A 20,558-nucleotide genomic window follows, 5' to 3' on the forward strand; every position below is an offset into this window, starting at 1 on the left:
ATAATATTATGCAGCTGTTTTATAAAATATTCTTAGCCTTATTTGTGATATTTATCGGTATTAACATCTACGGAATTAATTGGAGCGTTGGCATTTTGGATGAAGAAAATTCTAAGTTTATTTTCTCCATTGCAGCTTCACTTATTGGTATTATCGTGATCTACATTATGAGCACTTGGCAAAAAGTTGGTGTTAAAAAATAGTTTTTAAAATTAAACTTAAAATAAAAAAGCTTCTCAATTGAGAAGCTTTTCTTGTATCTAATCCACAAATTATTGCGGTTTGTAACTGTCTTTAAGTGTCACCGTTCTGTTAAACACCAATTGCCCATCGGTAGATGTTTTATCTTTAATAAAGTAACCAATTCTTTGGAACTGGAAATGATCTTCAGTTGTTGCATCTTTCAAACTTGGCTCTCCAAAACCATTTTGAACCTTCAAAGATTCTGGATTGATAAAGTTAAGGAAATCAACATCTTTCTCCGCATCAGGTTGCTCAACCGTAAACAATCTATCGTAGATATTCACTTTAATTGGTAACGCATGTTTTGCAGAAACCCAATGTAAAGTACCTTTTACTTTTCTTTGACTAGCTTCGGTTCCGCTTCCAGAACGGCTATCTTCGTCGTAAGTTGCAAAGATTGTTGTGATGTTACCATCAGCATCTTTCTCCACGCGATTCGCTTTGATGATGTAAGCTGCTTTCAGACGAACTTCGTTACCTAGGCTTAATCTAAAGAATTTCTTTGGTGCTTCTTCCATAAAATCTTCACGCTCGATGTAGATTTCTCTTGAGAAAGGCACTTGACGTGTTCCAGCGTTTTCGTCTTCAGGATTATTTTCAGTTTCTAAAAACTCTTCTTTATCTTCAGGATAGTTTTCTATCACCAATTTCACAGGATCAACAACCGCCATAACACGGGTTGCTACTTTGTTAAGATCTTCTCTAACGAAGAATTCTAACAACTGAATTTCGATAAGGTTTTCACGTTTTGCAACACCTACTCTATCAATAAAGTTACGAATCGCATTTGCTGTATAACCTTTTCTACGAAGTCCAGAAATAGTTGGCATTCTTGGATCATCCCAACCAGTGGTAACGCCTTCTGCTACTAATCTTTGTAATTTACGTTTTGATGTAATCATGTATGACACATTCATACGTGCAAACTCACGTTGTTTTGGTGCAACTTTAGAAGTATCATATACTTGATCCAAATACCATTCGTAAAGTGGACGGTGATTTTCGAATTCTAAAGAACATAACGAATGCGAAACTTGCTCTAGATAATCACTTTCACCATGTGCCCAATCGTACATTGGATAGATCTTCCAAGTATCTCCAGTACGGTGATGCGCACGTTTTAGGATACGATACATAACAGGATCGCGCATGTTCATGTTAGGAGAATTCATATCGATTTTTGCACGAAGACTCATCGCGCCTTCTTCGAATTCGCCATTCTTCATACGCTCGAAAAGATCAAGACTTTCTTCAATTGGACGATTACGATAAGGTGATTCTACACCATCTTCGAAAGGTGTCTTTCTTTGCGCAGTAATATCTTCTGATGATTGCTCATCAACATAAGCTTTCCCTTCTTTGATCAAAGTTACAGCCCAATCATACAATTGCTGGAAGTAGTCAGAAGCATAACGCTCTTCTGCCCAGTTAAATCCAAGCCACTTCACATCTTCTCTGATAGAATCTACGAATTCTTGCTCCTCCTTCTCTGGGTTGGTGTCATCAAATCTTAAATTAACTGGTGCTCCATAACGCAATCCAAGACCAAAATTGATACAAATAGCTTTTGTATGACCAATATGAAGATAACCATTAGGCTCTGGCGGAAAACGGAATCTCAACTTGTCCTTTCCTAAACCATTAGCCAAATCATCTTCAATAATTTGCTCTAAAAAGTTAAGTGATTTTTTTTCTTCTTCCATAAAGTTGTATAATGAGAAAGCAAATTTAAGACTTTTAGTGATAAAACTTGCTATATCGATACTTCGATTGTATTTAGAATCGCTTAAAGTCCAATTCCTGATTTAATTTTAAATTAACATCTATTTAATAATAAGCATAATAAATTAGGATAGATATTAATTTTATGTAAACTACTTAAAATTCAATTCAATTTTTATTAATTTTGAGAAACATAAAATCTAAAAATGAATCGTAAAAAAATCCTTTTGGTTGATGATGAACAGGACATTCTTGAAATGTTATCATACAACTTAGAAAAAGAAGGTTACCAAGTCCACACCGCGTCCAATGGGCAGGAAGGCATCTCCAAAGCAAAAGAAATCATCCCAGATCTTATACTTCTAGACGTAATGATGCCAGAAAAAGACGGCATCGAAACTTGTCAAGAAATGCGTCAAATAAAAGAATTACAAAAAACTTTAATCGTTTTCTTATCAGCAAGAAGTGAAGAATTTTCTCAACTTGCAGGTTACCAAGCTGGTGCCAACGATTATATTATTAAAGTTATTAAACCAAAAGTTTTGGTATCAAAAGTGGCTGCGCTTCTTCAACTAGGTGCAAAAGCTAACGAAAATACCAATTATATCGAGCTTGGCGATTTAATCATCGATAAAGATAACTTCAAAGTAACGAAGGCTAACGAAGAGTTTTTACTTCCTAAAAAAGAGTTTGACCTTTTATTTTTATTAGCTTCTAATACGGACAAAGTTTTTAAAAGAGAAGAAATTCTTGAGAAAGTTTGGGGTAACGACGTTATCGTGGGCGAACGTACAATTGATGTACACATCCGAAGACTTCGCGAAAAGTTAGGTATCAACAGCATACAAACTCTAAAAGGAATTGGATATAAATTGGTTGTGTAGACAATTATTTTTATTAAAATGTAAATAAGCTATAAGATTTTCTAACGAAAATCTTTTTTTATAAATTTATCTCATGTATTCTACTCCAAAAAGGAACTTCAAACTGAACTGGGTTTCGGCTTTAGCCTCATTTGTGTTGGTTGCCATAATCGGCACAGTTATTTCGATTTTTCAAGCTAAAACCCACGACCAATATTTCAAAACTAGAGATTTTAATATCTTCATTGTTTTCACCTTGACTTTGGTGATGATTCTTAATTATTACATCCTCGAGTTTTTATTTAATTATAATAGTAAAAAACAAATTCGACGTATCAAAAAGATACTTCCAGACAACTTTATCCTCGATCATGAACCCGATCTTAGTTTGAAAGAATTCGGAGAACGTGTAACCTTGATGAGCACGCAAAACGACTTCGAAATGGATATGATGAAGGAAATGGAAAACTTCCGAAAAGAATATGTCGGGAACGTTTCTCATGAATTAAAAACGCCTTTATTCTCCATCCAAGGTTATGTGTCGACTTTGCTAGACGGCGGTGTAGAAGATCTTAATATCCGAGACAAATATCTGCAACGCATCGATAGTTCTGTAGAGCGGCTTCTTAACATTGTTAAAGATTTGGATATGATTAACCGCTTCGAAGCTGGCCAAATTGAATTAAATCTTATCAGTTTTGACATCAACGAATTGGTGGAAGAAGTGTTCGATCTCCTTGATCTAGAAGCCAACAGACATCTTATGAAGCTTGAATTACAAAGTACTCAGAAAAAGCTATTGGTACACGCGGACAAAAATAAAATATCGCAAGTCTTTACCAACCTTGTCTCTAACGCTATAAAATATGCAAACCGCGAAGGCGCAAGAATTATTGTAACGACCAAAGAGGAAGCCAAATTTATCTCTATCACCGTGGAAGACAATGGGATGGGAATAAAACCAGAAAATCTTACAAGGATTTTTGAACGTTTCTATCGTGTCGAAGCCAGCCGTAATCGTAAAGATGGCGGATCTGGACTTGGACTAGCAATTGTGAAACACATCTTGGAAGCACATCACCAGAACATTACTGTAGAAAGCGCTTATCTTAGTGGAACAAAATTTAAATTTAGATTAGAAAAATCTTCTTTGTAATATCAAAAAAAATATTAGTTTTAGAGCAGAAATACTTGCAAAAATTTGAAGGTTGAGAAGGGCTAAAATTTAATAAAATATTTTATTAAAAAAAGTATTTTTTTTGGCTTTTATCCTTTCTCAATTGTCATATATTTGCAGCAAAATAATTGTAAAAGTAGATTTTAGAAGAGAAAAAAATGGTTTACAAGATAAGAGTTATTTTAGATGCAAAAGAGAGCATCTTTAGAGACATCGAGATCAAGGACAAACAAACTTTATGGAATTTGCACTTAGGAATCAAAAGTGCTTTCAGTCTTTCGGGGGAAGAACTTTCTAGCTTTTATTTTTCTGATGAAGAGTGGTCCGAAGGTAGAGCCGTACCATTGGAAGATATGAGCGAAGAAGGCGATGGCGAGATTATGTCTGACGTGTATGTCAACGAAGGATTCACACAAAAAGGTGACAAGATGAGATTCCAATACGGATTCTTAGATCTTTGGGAATTTTTCTGTGAATTGATTGACGTTACCGAAGAAAAACCTGCTGTTAATTACCCAATTACTGTGTACAGATTCGGAAATGTTCCTTTAAAAGCACCTAGCAAAAATGGCGTTTCTGGAGGATCTTCAAAAAAATCTGCAATACCTTTTATGGATGATGATTTTGGGTTCGAAGATGATTTCAAATCAGCTAACTTCGATGACGCAGACGAATTCGGAGATGATGACGAGGAAGAAGAAGGATACAATGACGATATCTTCGAAGATGACGAAGATTAATCAAAAATCGAAATAAATAATTAGCCTGATGTTGAGTCAGGCTTTTTTATTTTGTTTATTTTTGAATAAATAAAAATTTAATGAAGAAGATTTTATTGCTTGGTATTGCCTTATCAGCAATTGCTTGCACAACTCAAACCAAAACAAAAACACAGATGACACAACCCCAAGAGTGGAAACATACAACCAATATCTACGAAATCAACACGCGACAATATTCGAAGGAAGGGACTTTCAAAGCGGTTGAAAAAGATCTTCCACGACTAAAAGCGATGGGTGTTAAAACCATTTGGTTTATGCCGATTACGCCAATCGCTCAACAGAACAAAAAAGGGACTCTTGGTAGTCCTTATGCAGCGCAAGATTATACAAGTATTAATCCTGAGTTTGGGACTTTACAAGATTTCAAAGATGTGGTTAACAAAGCGCATAGTTTGGGATTAAATGTCATTATCGATTGGGTGGCAAATCACACAGGTTGGGATCACGTTTGGACCAAATCTAATCCTGATTTTTATCTAAAAGATCCTGACGGAAAATTCCATATTGCGGAAGGTATGGACGATATTATCGAACTCGATTTTAAAAATCCAAACATGCGTCAAGCGATGATCGACGCGATGAAATATTGGGTTAAAGAAACCAATATTGATGGATTCCGTTGCGACCTTGCTAGTTGGGTAGAAGTTGACTTTTGGCAACAAGCACGTCCTGAAGTTGAAAAATTAAAACCACTTTTTTGGTTGGGCGAATTTGATGAGTTGGACACACCAGAATACGGAAAAGTCTTTGACGCCAGCTATTCTTGGAAGTGGATGCATCTAACTAAAGATTATTATCAGAAAAAATTACCACTTCAGGATCTTAAAAACTTACTGCAACAATATTCTAACATTGGCGACAATTCGATGCGCGCGTGGTTCACGACCAATCATGATGAAAATACTTGGAATGGTACCGAATACGAAAAATATGGCGACCTTGCTCCTGCCCTTGCTGTTTTTTCAGCAACTTGGAATGGCGTTCCGTTGTTGTACAACGGGCAAGAATTACCTTTAAAAACAAAACGTCTTGAGTTTTTCGAAAAAGATACAATCCCATGGACTGGGCAAAACGCTTTGAATGATTTTTATAAAACTTTGTTAAATTTAAAATCAGAAAATCCTGCGCTTCGCGGTGGCGATTCCAATGTTACAACCTACTGGATCGAGACTTCCGCTAACGACAAAATCCTTGCCTATCAACGCAAGAATGACAATCGTGAAGTTTTGGTTTTACTAAATATGTCGGCTGATAATGTAGAGTTTAATATCCAAGGGAAAGAAGTTGAAGGCCAGTACAAAAATGTCTTTACACAATCGCCACAAGCCTTAATGGATGGTAGCCTACTTGCATTAAAAGCTTATGATTACTTGGTTTTTGAAAAATAATTTTATTTAAATCACATTTAAAAATAAAAAAGGAGCGTTGATTGTAACGTTCCTTTTTGGTTTATAAAAATTATAAATTTTCGATGCTATCGAAATAGACTTTTCACCTTTTAAGTTTTCTAACTCATTACCATAATTAAAATATTGAAACATCAGTTGCGGCAAACAAAGTTCGAAATTTGGATTATCAGTTTTAGCATCGAATTCCATATCGCCAATATTTGCAGGATATTTTGAAAGCACTTTTTCACTTTGGCAGCTAAAAAGTAGCGGAATCAAAAATAGAAATAAGCTTTTCTTCATTTAATTTAAAAAATAAAAAATTATCGCGTCAACTTGTTAAGGTCGATGAGAAGATAATTGATATTTTGGTTAATCGTTCTGGTTGCCGATTGCATTTGGTTAAGCATCGCCGCACGATTGTTAAGTGCCTCGTTGTCGTACTTTCCGCCATCATTAAAGATCGGAGAAGCATTGGCCGCATCCACATCACCCTCGAATTGATACATAATCCAGCGTTGCTTCATATTCTGTATAATCGAGTGTTCATTAAGATTCGAAAATTTTTTCTCAGTATACATATACCAAATAAAAGGAGGAAAATTTCGCGACTGTAGTTTCTCTTGCCAAATATCACGAAGGATATTTCGAGCATGGATAAACTCGACTTTCTTACCTTTCGGATTGAGTAGAGCAAGACCAAAACCTGCACCAATAAGACCGCCACCAATATCAATAGCTTTGTCCCAACCATCACTTTTTACAAATCCACCAGCTAAAGAACCAAGCGCTCCAACAGCGATAGAATAGACTATCATTTTGTTATTTTTCTTGCTATTAAGACTACTCACATAATTTGCCATTTGTGCAACGCGTTCGCCTTCGCAGTCAAATTCGGCAGCAACAGCATCTACTTCACCTAGCGCTAATGTAATTTTGCCATCTATTTTATCCTTAATTTTCATGATTTTAAGTTGTGACTCGATGCTTGTATCTTTTTTTAATTCTAAAATTTTTTCAACATCATCAAGTGAGTTTAAGGCATTAAGAATCAAAATACTTTGTTGGTTAAAAACGGATCTAAGATGTTGTTTTTCATTAAGTAACGAATCCGAATTAACATGAAGATTAACCTTCTCGTAGTCATAATTGGTTGGCGCTTTGCAATAACTATCGCGAAGGATAATGATATTGGCGTTAATATTTTTAGTCTTTTGCGTTGTACAAGAGTTAAGCCCAACAATGACAAAAGCTAGTAATAATGCGTAGTTTTTCATCATAAATGTATTCTTACACAAATTATAAAAAGATTTTGAATTTGTATTAAAAAAAATACTAATTTTAAATATCAAAAATAAGTGTTATGGGAAATATTATCGTAGGGCTTATGTCTCAACAAAATGATTATCAAAATCTTAGATTTGAGTTAGAGGAATCAGGATTTCGAGATTCCGATTACATTATTTATCGTAATAATGGAGAAAACGACAGTTTTTGGGCAAGTATCTCTGCTAACAATGACCAACAGAAAAACAAAGGCGAAGAAATTTTAAAAAAATTAGATGCAAAAAAATCTTACTATTTTAAAAATGTTGATATCGAAGATGCAAAATCTTTCGATGCGTTAAAAAAAGAAATTGGCATTCGCGCAAAATCAGAAATTCATCCAAGTCCTGATATCAGGCACAGAACACCTCATTATGGATTAAATTCTGAAATTAAATTTTAAAACATAAAAAAAGCTGCTTAACAAAAGGCAGCTTTCTATTTTTCATTTTTAAAAATTATTTAAGAGAAGTCGCTGGTAAAGGCACAAATTCGGTCTCACCAGGAACTTTGGGAAATTTTTGATCCTTCCAATCATGCTTAGCTTGTTCGATTAATTCTTTACTAGAGCTCACAAAATTCCAGTGGATGTAACGTTCTTCAGGAAAAGCTTCACCACCAAAAATATAAACTGTGGTATTTGCAGCCATTTCGAAAGAGCATAATTTGGTATCTTTCGCAATCAAAATCTGTTTTGAATCATAAGCATTTCCGTCATTTTTAATTTGACCTTCCAAAATATAAAGCGCGCTTTCACCATAAAGATGCTCACCGATATTTACCGTTTTAGACTCATCAGAATCGTTGATAATTTCAATAAAATAAAGCGGAGTATGCACTGGCACAGGCGATTCTTTACCAAAAGCTTTACCTGCAATTAATTTTATTTTAAGACCATCTTCTTCCCAAGCAGGGATATCTTTAGCTTCGATGTGATGGAAAGTCGGCTCAGACTCTTCCAAATGTTTTGGCAAGGCAACCCAAATCTGTAAACCATGTAATTTTTTATCAGTATGACGAAGATTCTCGGGTGTTCTCTCAGAATGCGCAACACCTTTACCAGCCGTCATCCAGTTAACCGCTCCGGGCTGAATCTCAACTGCCGAACCAATGCTGTCACGATGAAAAATCGCACCTTCAAAAAGATAAGTTAATGTGGACAAGCCAATATGCGGATGCGGCGGAACATCTATATTCTGATAATCTTTAAGCTCTGCAGGTCCCATGTGATCGATAAAAACAAATGGTCCAACGGATCTTTTTTCAATAAAAGGTAAAAGTCGTCCAACCATAAAATTTCCGATATCTGCGGCACGTTCTGGGATGATGATTCCAATATTTGACATATTATTTTTTATTTAAATTTAAGCTACAATTCTGTTCCACTCCGGATGGTTCTTAATGTATTTGACAACCAAAGGGCAAAGTGCTTTTAGTTTTTACCGCTCGCTTCTATCGCTGCAAGCGTTTTTTCAATAATCGCAGTTGACGCGCCACGACCGTGCAGAGCATCTTCCACTTCGCTATGTACTAACGTAATCGTTGCGTCACTTTCTCTATATACGATGAAAGCTTTAGCACCATCAATTTCTATTTCGTATTGTTTATCCATTTCTACTAACGGAATATTTTCAAATTCTGGTTTCATTTATTTTTTTATTCAAAATTAAATTAAAACAGTAACATATCAATTGATCTATGCTAATAGGAAAATTTTAAACAAAAAAGACTGCCCTCTCGGACAGCCCCACCACATCACATATTAACGATCTAATTTTCCGCCAAGGGCTTTAAATAGAAGAACGTTATTTCTTGTATTCTGGAACTGAAATTCTAATAAATTCAGTTCCGCATTGAGTTTGCTTCGTTGCGAGTTGATTAATTCCATATAATTGGCATAACCCGTGAGATACAAGTCGTTGGAAACCTCAATAGCGTTATCCAAAAATTTAACCTCATCGCTTTTGAGTTTTAAAACTTTTTGAAAAATTTCGGTTTGTTTGAGTATAGATTGCAATTCGTTGTAAGCCGTAGTCACACTTTTTTGATACGTGATAAATGCAATTTCTTGCTCTTTATTAGCGACATTAAAATCATGTTTCAATTGTCCTTTATTAAAAATCGGAACCATCAAACCTCCCAATAATTGACCAGCCAACGAAGCGGGATTAAATAGCTTATCCACTGAAAATGAATTTAATCCGACGTGTGCGCCCAAGTCTATTTTTGGATAAAATGCCGCTCGAGCAGCTTTTGCATCTGCTTGCGTAGCTTCCAAAACAAAATAATTAGAAATAACATCCGGTCTAGAATGTATAATCGAATTAACATCCATCGACTTATTCAACAAAGTTAAATTGGTTGATAAAAGCTGTTTGCTACGTTTAACTTCGCCTCCGTAACGACCTGTTAAAGTCGTAATAGCTTGTTCTACAGAAACAATTTCGGCTTTTATGTGTTCAATCTCGGCAAGCCAATTATTATTCTGCGCTCGAAATTGTTGAACTGCCAATTCGGTTGCCTTCCCTACTTCGCGCTGCGCCGAAACAATTTCGTAAGCGCGTTGTTGAAGTTTGAAATTCTCTTGATAAATATCCAATTTGGTATCCAACGAAACCAATTGATAATACAAGTTGGCGATTTCTGTAAACAACTCAACCTGAATTAATTTTAAACCTTCTTCAGATGCCAAATATTTTTTCTGAGCTGCTACTTTTTGATTTTTAAGTTTTCCCCAAGCATCTATTTCCCAAGAACTTCTTGCGCCCAACCAATAATTTGGTGTTACATTTCTGTTGATTTTTTGATCTTCGGTGATGTTTCCCGACAAATTGGTATCGTAATTTCCAACGCCTTCCATCGTGTATTTTCCGTAATGGTCGCCACTTACAACAGCGCCAACCTCCAAAGATGGCAAAAACGACATTTTTGAACGTTGCAAAAAGCTGTTCGCAATTTCGATGCGTTGCTGTGCAATTTGGAAATCAGGATTAGCTTTCACCACCTCATCAAAAAGATTCAACAATTCGGGGTCGTTGAAATAAGTTCTGAGTTCAACTTGCTGATTCAAATCTAATTTAACATCAGTTTCAGAAACCGTATTTGTTGGAATTTCCTTTGCTTTTTTAATCTCGCCAACTTGGGGGGTAGCGCACGACATCACAACAAGCGATAAGATTCCTATTTTAAAATATTTATTTAGTTCGTTGTTCATTTCGTTCTTTTCTTTGTTCAAGTTTTGCAAAAAAGATGTAAAGTCCTGGGATAATTACCAATCCGAAAACGGTTCCGATAAACATACCTCCCGCTGCAGCAGTACCAATCGAACGGTTACCGATAGCACCCGCTCCAGAAGCAATTACCAACGGAATAAGTCCTGCGATAAATGCAAAAGAAGTCATCAAAATCGGACGAAGTCTTTGTCTTGCACCTTCGATGGCTGCTGGAATAATGTCGTAACCTTCTTTGTTTCTTTGGATGGCGAATTCTACAATCAAAATGGCATTTTTCGCTAAAAGTCCAATCAACATCACGAGGGCAACTTGGGCATAAATGTTATTATCTAAACCAACCGCCATCAAAGCGATGTACGAACCAAAAATCCCTGTCGGTAAACTCAATAAAACGGGTAACGGCAACAAGAAACTTTCGTACTGCGCTGCCAAAAGCAAGTACACGAAAATCAAACAAATGATAAAAATGTAAAAGGTTTGATTTCCAGAAAGGATTTCTTCACGTGTCATACCCGACCATTCAACATCGAAACCACGTGGTAAGCTTTCTTTTGCAATTCTTTCGACAGCTGCAATGGCGTCTCCAGAGCTGTAACCATTGGCAGGTTCACCGTTAATCATCGCTGACATATACATATTGTAGCGCGTTAAAACTTCGGGACCGTAAACTTTTTCAATATTAATAAAGGTTGAAAACGGCACCATTTCGCCCGAATCATTTTTAACAAACAATTGCAAAATACTTTCTGGCGTATCTCTTTGGTCTGGACTTGCCTGAACCATCACTTTGTACATCTGACTAAATCGGATAAAATTGGTTGCGTAATAAGACCCCAACAAAGTCTGCAAAGTTGACATCGCATTATCCACCGAAACACCTTTTTTCGCCGCCATATCATAATCCATCGTGATTAAATATTGCGGGAAAGTGGCATCAAAACTCGTAAAGTTGTTTTGAAGTTCAGGGGCTTCATTTAGTTTTTTAACAAAATCTTTCGTTATTTTATCTGTATTCTCGATACTTCCACCACTTTTGTCCAGCAAGCGAAGTTCGTAACCACTCGTATTTCCAAATCCTGGAACCGTTGGCGGTGCAAAAACTTCAATCTGTGCATCAGAAATATCTTTCGTTTTCTCCGAAAGATCAGCGATAAGGTCGTTTACAGAAATACTTCTTTCTTTCCAATCTTTAAGGTTAATCATCGCCATTCCGTAGCTGGAACCTGCGATTTCGGTAACGATGCTGTAACCCGCCAAAGTAGTTACGTTTTCGACACCTTCAATTTTTTTCGCGATAGTTGTAACTTCATCCAAAACTTTTTCGGTACGTTCAACCGTTGCACCTTGAGGCGTTGTAACACTCACATAAGCCATACCTTGATCTTCCATTGGGATAAATCCTGATGGTAAAAACTTAGCCGTAACCACCATTAATCCTATAAAAAGGAATAAAACTCCAAACGTCACACTTGTTCTGGTCGCAAACTTTGAAAGAATATTTGTGTACCCATTCGTCAGTTTTTCAAAACCTTCATTGAATTTTGCAAAGGATTTGTCAACGATGTTTTTCTTTTTCTCATGCTTGTGAGGTTTAAGAATAATCGCACACAGAGCTGGTGTCAAGGTCAAAGCATTAATCCCTGAAATCACAATACTAATTGCTAAAGTCAATGAAAATTGTCGATAGAATACGCCGACTGGACCATCCAAAAACGCCACTGGGATAAACACCGCCGACATAACAATCGTAATTGCGATAACAGCTCCTGCAATTTCTTTTGTAGCCTCGATAGTTGCATGAAGTGGTGCCATACCTTCTTCCATTTTTACATGGACGGCTTCTACGACGACAATCGCGTTATCGACGACAATTCCGATGGCTAATACTAAAGCAAATAAAGTCAAAAGATTAATTGAGAAATCTAACATTTGCATAAAAGCAAAAGTACCGATAAGTGCTACTGGAACGGCTAAAACAGGAATTAAGGTCGAACGCCAATCTTGCAAGAAAATAAACACCACAATTCCTACCAAAATGAAAGCTTCTATTAAAGTCATTAAAACTGCGCTGATCGACGCATCCAAGAAACGCGAAACATCGTAAGCCATGTTAAACTCCATTCCTGGCGGGAAAGAGGTTTCTTTCAGCTCCGCCATTTTGTCTTTTACGTTTTTAATAACTTCTGATGCATTGGATCCTGGACGTTGCTTCATCATAATCGATGCAGACGGACGACCATCGGTTTTAGAAACCATTCCGTAGTTCATCGCACCGAATTCTACATCAGCAATATCTTTTAATTTTAAAATTGTTCCGCTAGCATCCGAACGAATCGGAATTTCTTTATACTGCTCTGGCTGGAAAAATTTCCCAGTATATTTAATAACATATTGAAGTTGGCTATTGGTTTTACCCGAAGTTTCGCCTACTTTTCCAGGCGCTGCAGAGATGTTTTGCTTTTGTAAAGCTTTCACCACATCCTCCGCCGAAACTTTGTATGCCGTCATTTTTTGAGGATCTAGCCAAACTCTCATCGAGTATTCTTTTTGTCCCATAATTTCGGCACGCCCAACCCCGTCAATACGTTTTAGTTCCTGCAGAACATTGATGTCTGTAAAGTTGTAAATAAATTGCTCGTCTTGACTTTCGTCTGTAGAAGTAATATTAAGATACATCAACATACTGTTCACCTCCTTTTCGGTGGTTACACCTGCACGAATTACTTCTTCTGGAAGCTCATCTAAGATGGTTGTCACACGGTTTTGTACGTTAACCGCCGCTACATCTGGATCGATACCGACTTCAAAGAACACCTGAATTAACGTTAAACCATCATTGGACGTCACAGTTGACATGTACGTCATCCCAGGAACACCATTAATAGCGCGTTCCAACGGTAAGGCCACGGCGTTTGCAGACACTTCGCTATTTGCACCTGTATATTTTGCAGTCACTGTCACCGAAGGCGGAACAATATCTGGGAATTGCGTGATTGGAAGCTTCATTAAAGCCAAAATCCCCATCAACACAATAACAATCGAAATCACCAACGAAAGAACTTTTCGTCTAATAAACATTTCTACCATAATAATTTATTTTTGAATGTTTATTATTTTTTAACTCGAATGGTTTGTCCGTCACGAAGCGCTTGCGTCCCTTCCAGAACTATTCTATCACCCGCTTTAAGTCCAGAATCTAGCATGTAAGAATCGCGCAAGGTGTTTGCAATGGTGATGTTTTTCATTCTGACCTTGTTAGTTGCATCTACAACAAAAACATAGACTTTATCCTGAATAGAAAAAGTCGCTTTTTGAGGAATGATAATTGATTTCGGTTGGAAATCTGAAATCACCAATTTACCCGAAGTTCCGTGTTTAATTAAACGATCTGCATTCGGGAATTCCACTTTATAACGGATGGAACCTGTTGCTTGGTCGATTTCACCTTCTGCGGTTTTAAGAACACCATTAAAATCATACTTAGCACCATTTGGAAGCACCAATTCAATTTTGTTAGAGTTGTTTAATTTATCATTTTTTTGAAGTTCAAAATATAAATTTTCAGGAATTGAGAAATAAGCGTAAATCTGATCTAGATAAGACAAAGTCGTCAACAGCGAGCCATTCTCAACCAAACTTCCATCTTTAAAAGGAATAACGTCGATAACACCATCGAAAGGTGCTGTAATATTGGTAAAACTCACTTTTTGAAGAACCGCTTTACGTTCCGCATCAGCATAAGAACGTCTTGCTTGCGCCGCAGAAAGTTTAGCCTTCATCATGTCTAATTCGTTTTTAGCAACGAAATTTTTATTAAACAAAGATTGCAATTGACTAACCTCAACTTCAGCGATTCTTACATCGGCTTGAGCTTGTTTTAAAGTTGCGTTGGCTTTTAATAAATCTATTTGTAATTCGGCATCGCTAATCTTGAACAACAGTTGACCGCGCTTCACAAATTGACCTTCGTGCGCATAGACGTGTTGCATAATTCCCGACATACGCGAGTGGATCTCGATGTTCTTTTTAGCTTGAATATCAGCAACAAATTGGTTGCTAACAAGTGTATCTTTTTCTTTGATGGTAAGCACAGGAACTGCTTTTACATCATCTTTTTTTGCAGCATTTTCTTTGCCACAAGAGCTTACAGACAATAGCGCAACAAGGCCTATTATCCAATATTTAATTTGCATTGAAATTTAATTAGGTTAAAATACTTTTAAAATAATCTAAGATTGAATTAAAAACAGTTCCTAATAAAGCTGTAAAAGATGGAGAAAAGATTTTACGCCACAATGAAGTCGCGGACTATCATTTGTCAGAAAAGTTAAGTTGTAATCACTTTCAACTTCTAAAAAGTCAAAATAGAAATTTTCAAGATAAATTATCTTTTTTGAAACTTTTGGAACCGTGCGGTTGCCCGAAAAAATATCTTGCTCGTTGTCGCTATGTTGACAAAACTCAGGAACGATAGTATCTTCAGCATAAAGAATCGAATCAGGTGTTTTGGAGACATTAGAATTTCCAAAAACACTGATTGTCGCAAATAATAGTGAGAAAATAAAGAATTTGAATATTCTACTCAGTTTCATAAGCTGCTGTTACAGATATTTTATGCAAAAATAAAACTTAAAGATTATAGATACAAATAATAGAATGTTAAATAATTATAAATAAATTCTATGACAATTGTCAGTTTTGTATTTATTAAAAAATTAAAAACTTATTCTAAATTAAATTTAAAATCATTTTCATTTTGAGTAATATGATTAATATTTCAACTTTTACCATTATTCTTTCTTTCGACTTTATTGAAAATAAAAAATCTGATTTTAGTTTTAAAAAAAAAAATATTTAACAAGCTGAAAATCAGCTAAAGCTATATAATGCAAATTTCTCAATTATAAATTATTATTTTTAAATGAATAGTTTTACATCTGGAACTAAAATTAGCTTATATGAAAGAACTTGTATTTAAATTATTATCCGAAGGTGGAAGCTTAAAAATCGAAAGAGAAAACCATAATCAAGTAGAAAAATTTCTTTATTATCACAACGAATACGATCCTATTGCTGATGAGATCTTGAGCGATTTTGTCACAGAATACGAGAACTTTGAGGACGCTTTTCAAACGATTAATGAAAAATATCCTTGGTTTCGACTGCATTTGGATTTTATTCATGAAGATTACAAAAAATATGTCAAATTGGAATTAATAAAAACTTTGCAACATCATCAAATTCCTGTCAGTGATCTTAACTATCATCTTGATAATTTGAATGATAAGTTAGATTTAGAAGATTGATGAAAAACATTTCCATTATTACGCATTAAATTCTATTTTACAATTTATAAATACTGAATATCAATACAATAACTTTTTTTTTCAATCATTTATTCATTGCTGTTTAATCGCTTAAACAGCACTATTTTCCTTTTATTATAGGAAGAGAATTCATCTTTTTGCAGCGTAAAAAATTAAGAAGCTAAGCCGCAAATGATGAAAAGCATTAAAAATAAAGAATCTATGTTTTCACTTTGTTTAATAACAAGGTGTATATTAACATGTTTCCTTTTGGTTTTATTTTCAACGCCAAGTAGCGCACAAATTTATTTAACAGGAGATGTTAAGATTACTACAACTGATGGCGCCGTTGTGAGTATAAATGTAAATCCTGAAACGGCCAATACATTCGTAACTAGAAAGGAAGCTCAAGAAAAGAAATTACCTAGAAAACACAAAAACCCAATAGAAGCCATTTCCAAATCTAAATCCCAAAAGGGATTAAAAAAAATTAGTGGTTTCAAAAATTAATTTATCTCCCATTGAGTCAACTGCTTCAATGGGAGCTTTTAATGAAAAATGGCAGTTAATATTGATTACAACTCAAACTCTACTTGGACTATTATTTTTTGTATTTCCATTAATTACAAAATTTTTATTAAAAAACTTAAGTCTCAAAAATGACATAAATGATAATGTTTTCAAATGTTTTTGCTTTAATAACATTAATATAAGACCACCTCCTTTATTGTAGTATATTTTACTATGACAAGTAATTTCGCCAAATTATTCAATTAAAAAAAAACAAAATGAAATCAAATATTCTACTTATATCATCCATCGTAATTTCAACTTTTACATTTGCTCAAGAAGGGCGTGTAGGTATTAACACCACATCACCTGCCGCAACATTAGACGTTATCGCATCTCCAACAATTACTACACGGATAGATGGATTTATTGCACCACGATTAACTGGTGAACACTTAAAAGCAAAAGACGCTTTATATACAAATGCTCAAGATGCGGCAATCGTTTATGTTACTGAAGCTTTGACGGCAACTACCGATAAAACCGCTAATGTAACAAAAATTGGTTATTACTATTTTGACAAAACAAAAAGTACTAATGGTCAATGGATTAGAATAATTAATTCAAACACAACCTTGCCATATCAAGAACCATGGAACATTAAAAACACAACAACATCTGCAATCGAGAATACGCAAAACATTTATCAAAAAGGAACAGTTGCAATAAAAAAAATCAAAACTACAAACGGTGCTGATCTAGATATTGCTGGTTCAATAAGAGTCGGAAGTGCTAATAGTATAGCGGTAGTTGGCCAAAACTGTATTGCAGTGGGAAATCGAAACATTGCAAGAAATATAAATTCTGCGGCTTTTGGTGGCGGCAATACAACAAATGGACAATATCCCTTGGTTGGAGGAAAAGACAATATAGTGGGTACTGAATCTGTAAATACAAGTGGATTTTTAACAACTGTTTTCGGCGAAAATAATAAAGTTAATCATATTTTAAGCCTTGTGAATGGATATGCAAATGATTTAACTGGAGCAGATGGCCAAAGAGGTACCAATTTTGTCAACGGAACTCGAAACAAAATTCTATCAAATAGTAGTTGAAATGCTGTGCTTGGTGTCGATAATGAGCTTACAGGAAACACATCCCTTATTGCAGGAGAAAGAAACATTGCATCTGGAGGATATAGCTATACTTTTACGGCTGGATATAACAACAAGATATCTGATTCATATGCTACAGCAATAGGTGTCTTAAAATTTCTCCCGATGTATCTACAGCATCAGGACGATATTCATTTGCTTACGGTTATGCATCAATAGCATCTGGTAACTCATCCGTATCATTCGGTACAAAAAATAAATCAGTAGGTAATGACAGTTTTATTGCTGGAAATACCGGAGAAGCCAATGGAACTGCATCCACTTCATTAGGTTTAATGAATAAATCAGACGCAAACTATTCTGCCGCATTAGGGGGTTACAACGAGTCAGGCGTTGCAGGCACACCAATGACAGCACTCTACAGTATTGCAATGGGAGCGCGAAATAAAACACTAGCTGAGTATGCAACAGCGATGGGATACTACACAGAAGCTCGAGGCGTATCATCAACGTCGGAGGGTTCTTATACAATTGCTTATGATCAAGTATAAACCGCAATGGGACGTTACAATACTGCTAAAAATTCTACTGCAACCTCAGAACGATTATTAACAGTTGGAAATGGAAACTCTTTAGCAAAATCTAACGCTCTTGTGGTTTTGAAAAATGCAAAGATTGGTGTTAATATCTCAAATTTTGAAACCACAAAAGCAGATGCTCAGTTATAAGTTAATGGCTCTGTAAAGTTAGGTTCCTCTTCGACTTGTAATGTTGATAACGAAGGAACAATTCGTTACGATATTGTCAATAAAAACTTCGAAGGTTGTAATGGTACAACATGGTTAAAATTAATAACTAAACTCTATTTTATTATAATTTTATCAACAAATAAATGCCTCCTATTTTAGGAGGTATTTTTATTTAATCCCTTATTAAATTAGTCAAAAATAAAAAATCCAGGACAAAAAAAAGCACCTACATTTCTGTAAGTGCTTGATTTAAAATATGTGGCCCCACTTGGGCTCGAACCAAGGACTTGCTGATTATGAGTCATTTAATTTATTTTTTATTATACTTTACATTGTTTTATTATACTTTATTTTTAACTGATTATCAGTGTTTTACAAAATAAAGTTTCTTATTCTAATTTACTTTTCTTTATATTTGTAGTGCAAATGTTCGTCAAATGTTCGTCAAAAAAAAGTATAAAAAATGACCACTTTTCAGTTTACTTTAAAGAATAACGCTAAATCAAATGGTGAAAAAAGTATCATCATGTCGTTTATCAAAGACAGAAAAAATACAAGTTTGTCACTTCGACATTCATGTACTGACCAACAATGGAGCGCAGAAACGGAACGTGTAAAAAAAAGCCACCCTGATTACGAAAAACTTAATAAGTTTATTGATAAATACAAAGGAATTGCTTCAAAGATCATAGAAGATCTTGAAGATGATAATATTCCCTATACCCTGCAGGATGTAATTTATGAGATTAAGAATTATAAGGGAGACCTGAAAACAATGTCCTACACGAAGTTTCAAGAAATCGTTATTGAAAACCTAAAAAAATCTGATAAAATTGGGTCTGCGCAAGTTGACCAAGATGCATTAAACTCTCTTCAAAAATTTTTTGACAAAAAAGACATCGGTTTTAACGAGATTAAATATCTAACCCTCAAAAAATATGAGGCACATTGTATTGAAAAAGGAAATACACCTGCAACTATCGGAATCCGAATGAGAGCGATTAGAAGCGTTTTTAATCAGGCAATCAAGGCTAAAGTAATCAAGGAAAAACAATACCCTTTCAAGGATTACAAAATTTCCCAAATCAAGAGTAACAGCAAAAAAGAATTCTTGAGCGTGAGCGAAATCGACCTATTAAAAAAATATAAACCAAAGGATCAGTACGAACAATTTGCCAAAGATATGTTTCTGTTCAGTTATTACTCAAGGGGAATTAATTTCATCGATATGATGCAACTCGAAAAGAATGCACTAATCGATAAGAATATTTCTTACTACCGAGAAAAAACAGGGGTTGCCGTTAAATTCAAATTAAATGACATCACAGAAAAAATTCTAACGAAATATAAATCAGAACCCGACTCTAAATTTCTATTATCCATCGTAAAAAACAACAATCCTACAAAAACTTACTTGAAGAATAAGTCTCAAAAGTATTTGACGATTTATGTCAATAAATATTTGAAGGATATAATGAGCAATCTTAAAATCAATAAAAATATCACCTTTTATTGCGCAAGACATTCCTTTGCTACTGCACTTAAGTTTGAAAATGTTTCAATTGAAATTATTCGAGAAGCATTAGGCCACAAGGATATCAATTCGACAATGTCCTATTTGAATTCTCTTCCAGATGCAAAATTGGATAAAATTATTGAGGATATTATTAAATAATATTTTCTTCTTCACTTACAAATTTTACTAATGTGAAATTAGTAAAAGATAATCGGAAACATTCTGATTATCAATTGAATGAATTAAAGGGTATGCATAATTTGCATAATACAATTCACTAATGTTTAAGACGCATTTTTTTGAAATCTCTAATTGCTTCCTGCTCAATCTCATATTTTGACTTAGAACGACATCTTTTTAACCATTAATCAACATCTTTTCGCTTAAACATAAGGATTTTACCTGTTTTAAAAGAAGGAATTTCGCGAGTAGATTTGAGTTTGTAAATTGTTGATTTACTTAAGCGTAAATACTTTGCAAGCTCATCAATTGACAACAATTCATTATCGTGATTAACTTCGTGAACTAATGGGTTTTTTTGCACTAATTCCTGCAGTAAATCTTCGATTTTTTGCAATCGCTCATTAATTAACTCAAATGGATTCTCCATAATTTATCATGATTTTTT

Annotated in this window: 22 protein-coding genes and 1 pseudogene; 13 read left to right on the forward strand and 10 right to left on the reverse strand. The window is 34.9% G+C overall.

Going from position 1 to position 20,558, the window contains the following annotated elements:
* Positions 1 to 8 precede the first annotated feature (8 nt).
* The gene (locus tag RT037_RS07600) at positions 9 to 203 is read left to right on the forward strand and encodes a hypothetical protein (protein ID WP_313029599.1); all 195 of its coding nucleotides are present in this window, start codon (positions 9 to 11) and stop codon (positions 201 to 203) included.
* 69 nt (positions 204 to 272) lie between these two features.
* Here RT037_RS07600 and RT037_RS07605 read toward each other — a convergent pair whose 3' ends face one another.
* The gene (locus RT037_RS07605; RefSeq protein WP_313029601.1) at positions 273 to 1,946 is read right to left on the reverse strand and encodes a glutamine--tRNA ligase/YqeY domain fusion protein; all 1,674 of its coding nucleotides are present in this window, start codon (positions 1,944 to 1,946) and stop codon (positions 273 to 275) included.
* Positions 1,947 to 2,171: 225 nt separating this feature from the next.
* Here RT037_RS07605 and RT037_RS07610 point away from each other — a divergent pair, with 225 nt between their 5' ends.
* The 4 genes from RT037_RS07610 to RT037_RS07625 all read left to right on the forward strand — a co-directional run bounded on the left by RT037_RS07610 (position 2,172) and on the right by RT037_RS07625 (position 6,175).
* Positions 2,172 to 2,849 carry a response regulator transcription factor gene (locus tag RT037_RS07610; RefSeq protein ID WP_300674115.1) on the forward strand — a complete coding sequence of 226 codons (678 nt, stop codon included), beginning with the start codon at positions 2,172 to 2,174 and terminating at the stop codon, positions 2,847 to 2,849.
* Between the two features lie 73 nt (positions 2,850 to 2,922).
* Positions 2,923 to 3,984, forward strand: coding sequence for a sensor histidine kinase (locus RT037_RS07615; RefSeq protein WP_312323256.1), 1,062 nt, complete (start codon positions 2,923 to 2,925; stop codon positions 3,982 to 3,984).
* Between the two features lie 179 nt (positions 3,985 to 4,163).
* Entirely contained in the window at positions 4,164 to 4,745 is a 582-nt protein-coding gene (locus tag RT037_RS07620; RefSeq protein WP_312323254.1) for an IS1096 element passenger TnpR family protein, read from the forward strand.
* Positions 4,746 to 4,825: 80 nt separating this feature from the next.
* A complete protein-coding gene (locus RT037_RS07625) occupies positions 4,826 to 6,175 on the forward strand; it encodes an alpha-amylase family glycosyl hydrolase (protein WP_313029606.1) in 1,350 nt (449 codons plus the stop codon).
* Positions 6,176 to 6,181: 6 nt separating this feature from the next.
* Here RT037_RS07625 and RT037_RS07630 read toward each other — a convergent pair whose 3' ends face one another.
* Together RT037_RS07630 and RT037_RS07635 are read right to left on the reverse strand one after the other, a co-directional pair.
* The gene (locus RT037_RS07630) at positions 6,182 to 6,478 is read right to left on the reverse strand and encodes a hypothetical protein (RefSeq protein ID WP_312324326.1); all 297 of its coding nucleotides are present in this window, start codon (positions 6,476 to 6,478) and stop codon (positions 6,182 to 6,184) included.
* 20 nt (positions 6,479 to 6,498) lie between these two features.
* Positions 6,499 to 7,455 carry a hypothetical protein gene (locus RT037_RS07635; protein ID WP_313029610.1) on the reverse strand — a complete coding sequence of 319 codons (957 nt, stop codon included), beginning with the start codon at positions 7,453 to 7,455 and terminating at the stop codon, positions 6,499 to 6,501.
* Between the two features lie 83 nt (positions 7,456 to 7,538).
* Here RT037_RS07635 and RT037_RS07640 point away from each other — a divergent pair, with 83 nt between their 5' ends.
* Complete coding sequence (locus tag RT037_RS07640) at positions 7,539 to 7,904, forward strand: hypothetical protein (protein ID WP_313029613.1); 366 nt, start codon at positions 7,539 to 7,541, stop codon at positions 7,902 to 7,904.
* A gap of 55 nt (positions 7,905 to 7,959) precedes the next feature.
* Here the strand turns inward: RT037_RS07640 and RT037_RS07645 are convergent, their stop codons facing one another.
* The 6 genes from RT037_RS07645 to RT037_RS07670 all read right to left on the reverse strand — a co-directional run bounded on the left by RT037_RS07645 (position 7,960) and on the right by RT037_RS07670 (position 15,326).
* Positions 7,960 to 8,847: a pirin family protein gene (locus RT037_RS07645; RefSeq protein WP_313029616.1), complete on the reverse strand. Its 888-nt coding sequence runs from the start codon at positions 8,845 to 8,847 to the stop codon at positions 7,960 to 7,962.
* Between the two features lie 86 nt (positions 8,848 to 8,933).
* On the reverse strand, positions 8,934 to 9,149 hold the full coding sequence (locus RT037_RS07650; protein ID WP_313029620.1) for an N-acetyltransferase: 216 nt from the start codon (positions 9,147 to 9,149) through the stop codon (positions 8,934 to 8,936).
* 114 nt (positions 9,150 to 9,263) lie between these two features.
* Positions 9,264 to 10,715 (reverse strand): efflux transporter outer membrane subunit, encoded by a 1,452-nt coding sequence (locus RT037_RS07655; protein ID WP_313029623.1) that lies wholly within the window; start codon positions 10,713 to 10,715, stop codon positions 9,264 to 9,266.
* Positions 10,696 to 13,821 carry an efflux RND transporter permease subunit gene (locus RT037_RS07660; RefSeq protein ID WP_313029625.1) on the reverse strand — a complete coding sequence of 1,042 codons (3,126 nt, stop codon included), beginning with the start codon at positions 13,819 to 13,821 and terminating at the stop codon, positions 10,696 to 10,698. The genes RT037_RS07655 and RT037_RS07660 overlap by 20 nt, the downstream gene beginning before the upstream one ends.
* Before the next feature lie 23 nt (positions 13,822 to 13,844).
* A complete protein-coding gene (locus RT037_RS07665) occupies positions 13,845 to 14,927 on the reverse strand; it encodes an efflux RND transporter periplasmic adaptor subunit (protein WP_313029626.1) in 1,083 nt (360 codons plus the stop codon).
* Positions 14,928 to 14,987: 60 nt separating this feature from the next.
* Positions 14,988 to 15,326, reverse strand: a complete 339-nt coding sequence (locus tag RT037_RS07670; protein ID WP_313029628.1) for a hypothetical protein — start codon at positions 15,324 to 15,326, stop codon at positions 14,988 to 14,990.
* 366 nt (positions 15,327 to 15,692) lie between these two features.
* Here RT037_RS07670 and RT037_RS07675 point away from each other — a divergent pair, with 366 nt between their 5' ends.
* The 7 genes and pseudogenes from RT037_RS07675 (at position 15,693) to RT037_RS07700 (ending at position 20,089) form a co-directional block, all read left to right on the forward strand.
* Positions 15,693 to 16,040 carry a hypothetical protein gene (locus tag RT037_RS07675; protein WP_312322824.1) on the forward strand — a complete coding sequence of 116 codons (348 nt, stop codon included), beginning with the start codon at positions 15,693 to 15,695 and terminating at the stop codon, positions 16,038 to 16,040.
* 192 nt (positions 16,041 to 16,232) lie between these two features.
* Complete coding sequence (locus tag RT037_RS07680; protein ID WP_313029630.1) at positions 16,233 to 16,550, forward strand: hypothetical protein; 318 nt, start codon at positions 16,233 to 16,235, stop codon at positions 16,548 to 16,550.
* A 278-nt stretch (positions 16,551 to 16,828) separates the two neighbouring features.
* Positions 16,829 to 17,665, forward strand: a complete 837-nt coding sequence (locus RT037_RS07685; protein WP_313029632.1) for a hypothetical protein — start codon at positions 16,829 to 16,831, stop codon at positions 17,663 to 17,665.
* A 155-nt stretch (positions 17,666 to 17,820) separates the two neighbouring features.
* A pseudogene (locus tag RT037_RS13865) lies at positions 17,821 to 17,883 on the forward strand (hypothetical protein); the annotation flags it as partial.
* Positions 17,884 to 18,000: 117 nt separating this feature from the next.
* Positions 18,001 to 18,216 carry a hypothetical protein gene (locus RT037_RS07690; protein ID WP_312322833.1) on the forward strand — a complete coding sequence of 72 codons (216 nt, stop codon included), beginning with the start codon at positions 18,001 to 18,003 and terminating at the stop codon, positions 18,214 to 18,216.
* A 6-nt stretch (positions 18,217 to 18,222) separates the two neighbouring features.
* Entirely contained in the window at positions 18,223 to 18,393 is a 171-nt protein-coding gene (locus RT037_RS07695) for a hypothetical protein (RefSeq protein WP_312322836.1), read from the forward strand.
* Between the two features lie 484 nt (positions 18,394 to 18,877).
* Positions 18,878 to 20,089 carry a site-specific integrase gene (locus RT037_RS07700; protein WP_209389117.1) on the forward strand — a complete coding sequence of 404 codons (1,212 nt, stop codon included), beginning with the start codon at positions 18,878 to 18,880 and terminating at the stop codon, positions 20,087 to 20,089.
* A 205-nt stretch (positions 20,090 to 20,294) separates the two neighbouring features.
* Here RT037_RS07700 and RT037_RS07705 read toward each other — a convergent pair whose 3' ends face one another.
* Positions 20,295 to 20,540, reverse strand: a complete 246-nt coding sequence (locus tag RT037_RS07705; protein ID WP_313029643.1) for a helix-turn-helix domain-containing protein — start codon at positions 20,538 to 20,540, stop codon at positions 20,295 to 20,297.
* Positions 20,541 to 20,558: the final 18 nt, after the last annotated feature.

Origin of the sequence: Soonwooa sp. (assembly GCF_032062245.1) — a bacterium.
GTDB lineage: Bacteria > Bacteroidota > Bacteroidia > Flavobacteriales > Weeksellaceae > Soonwooa.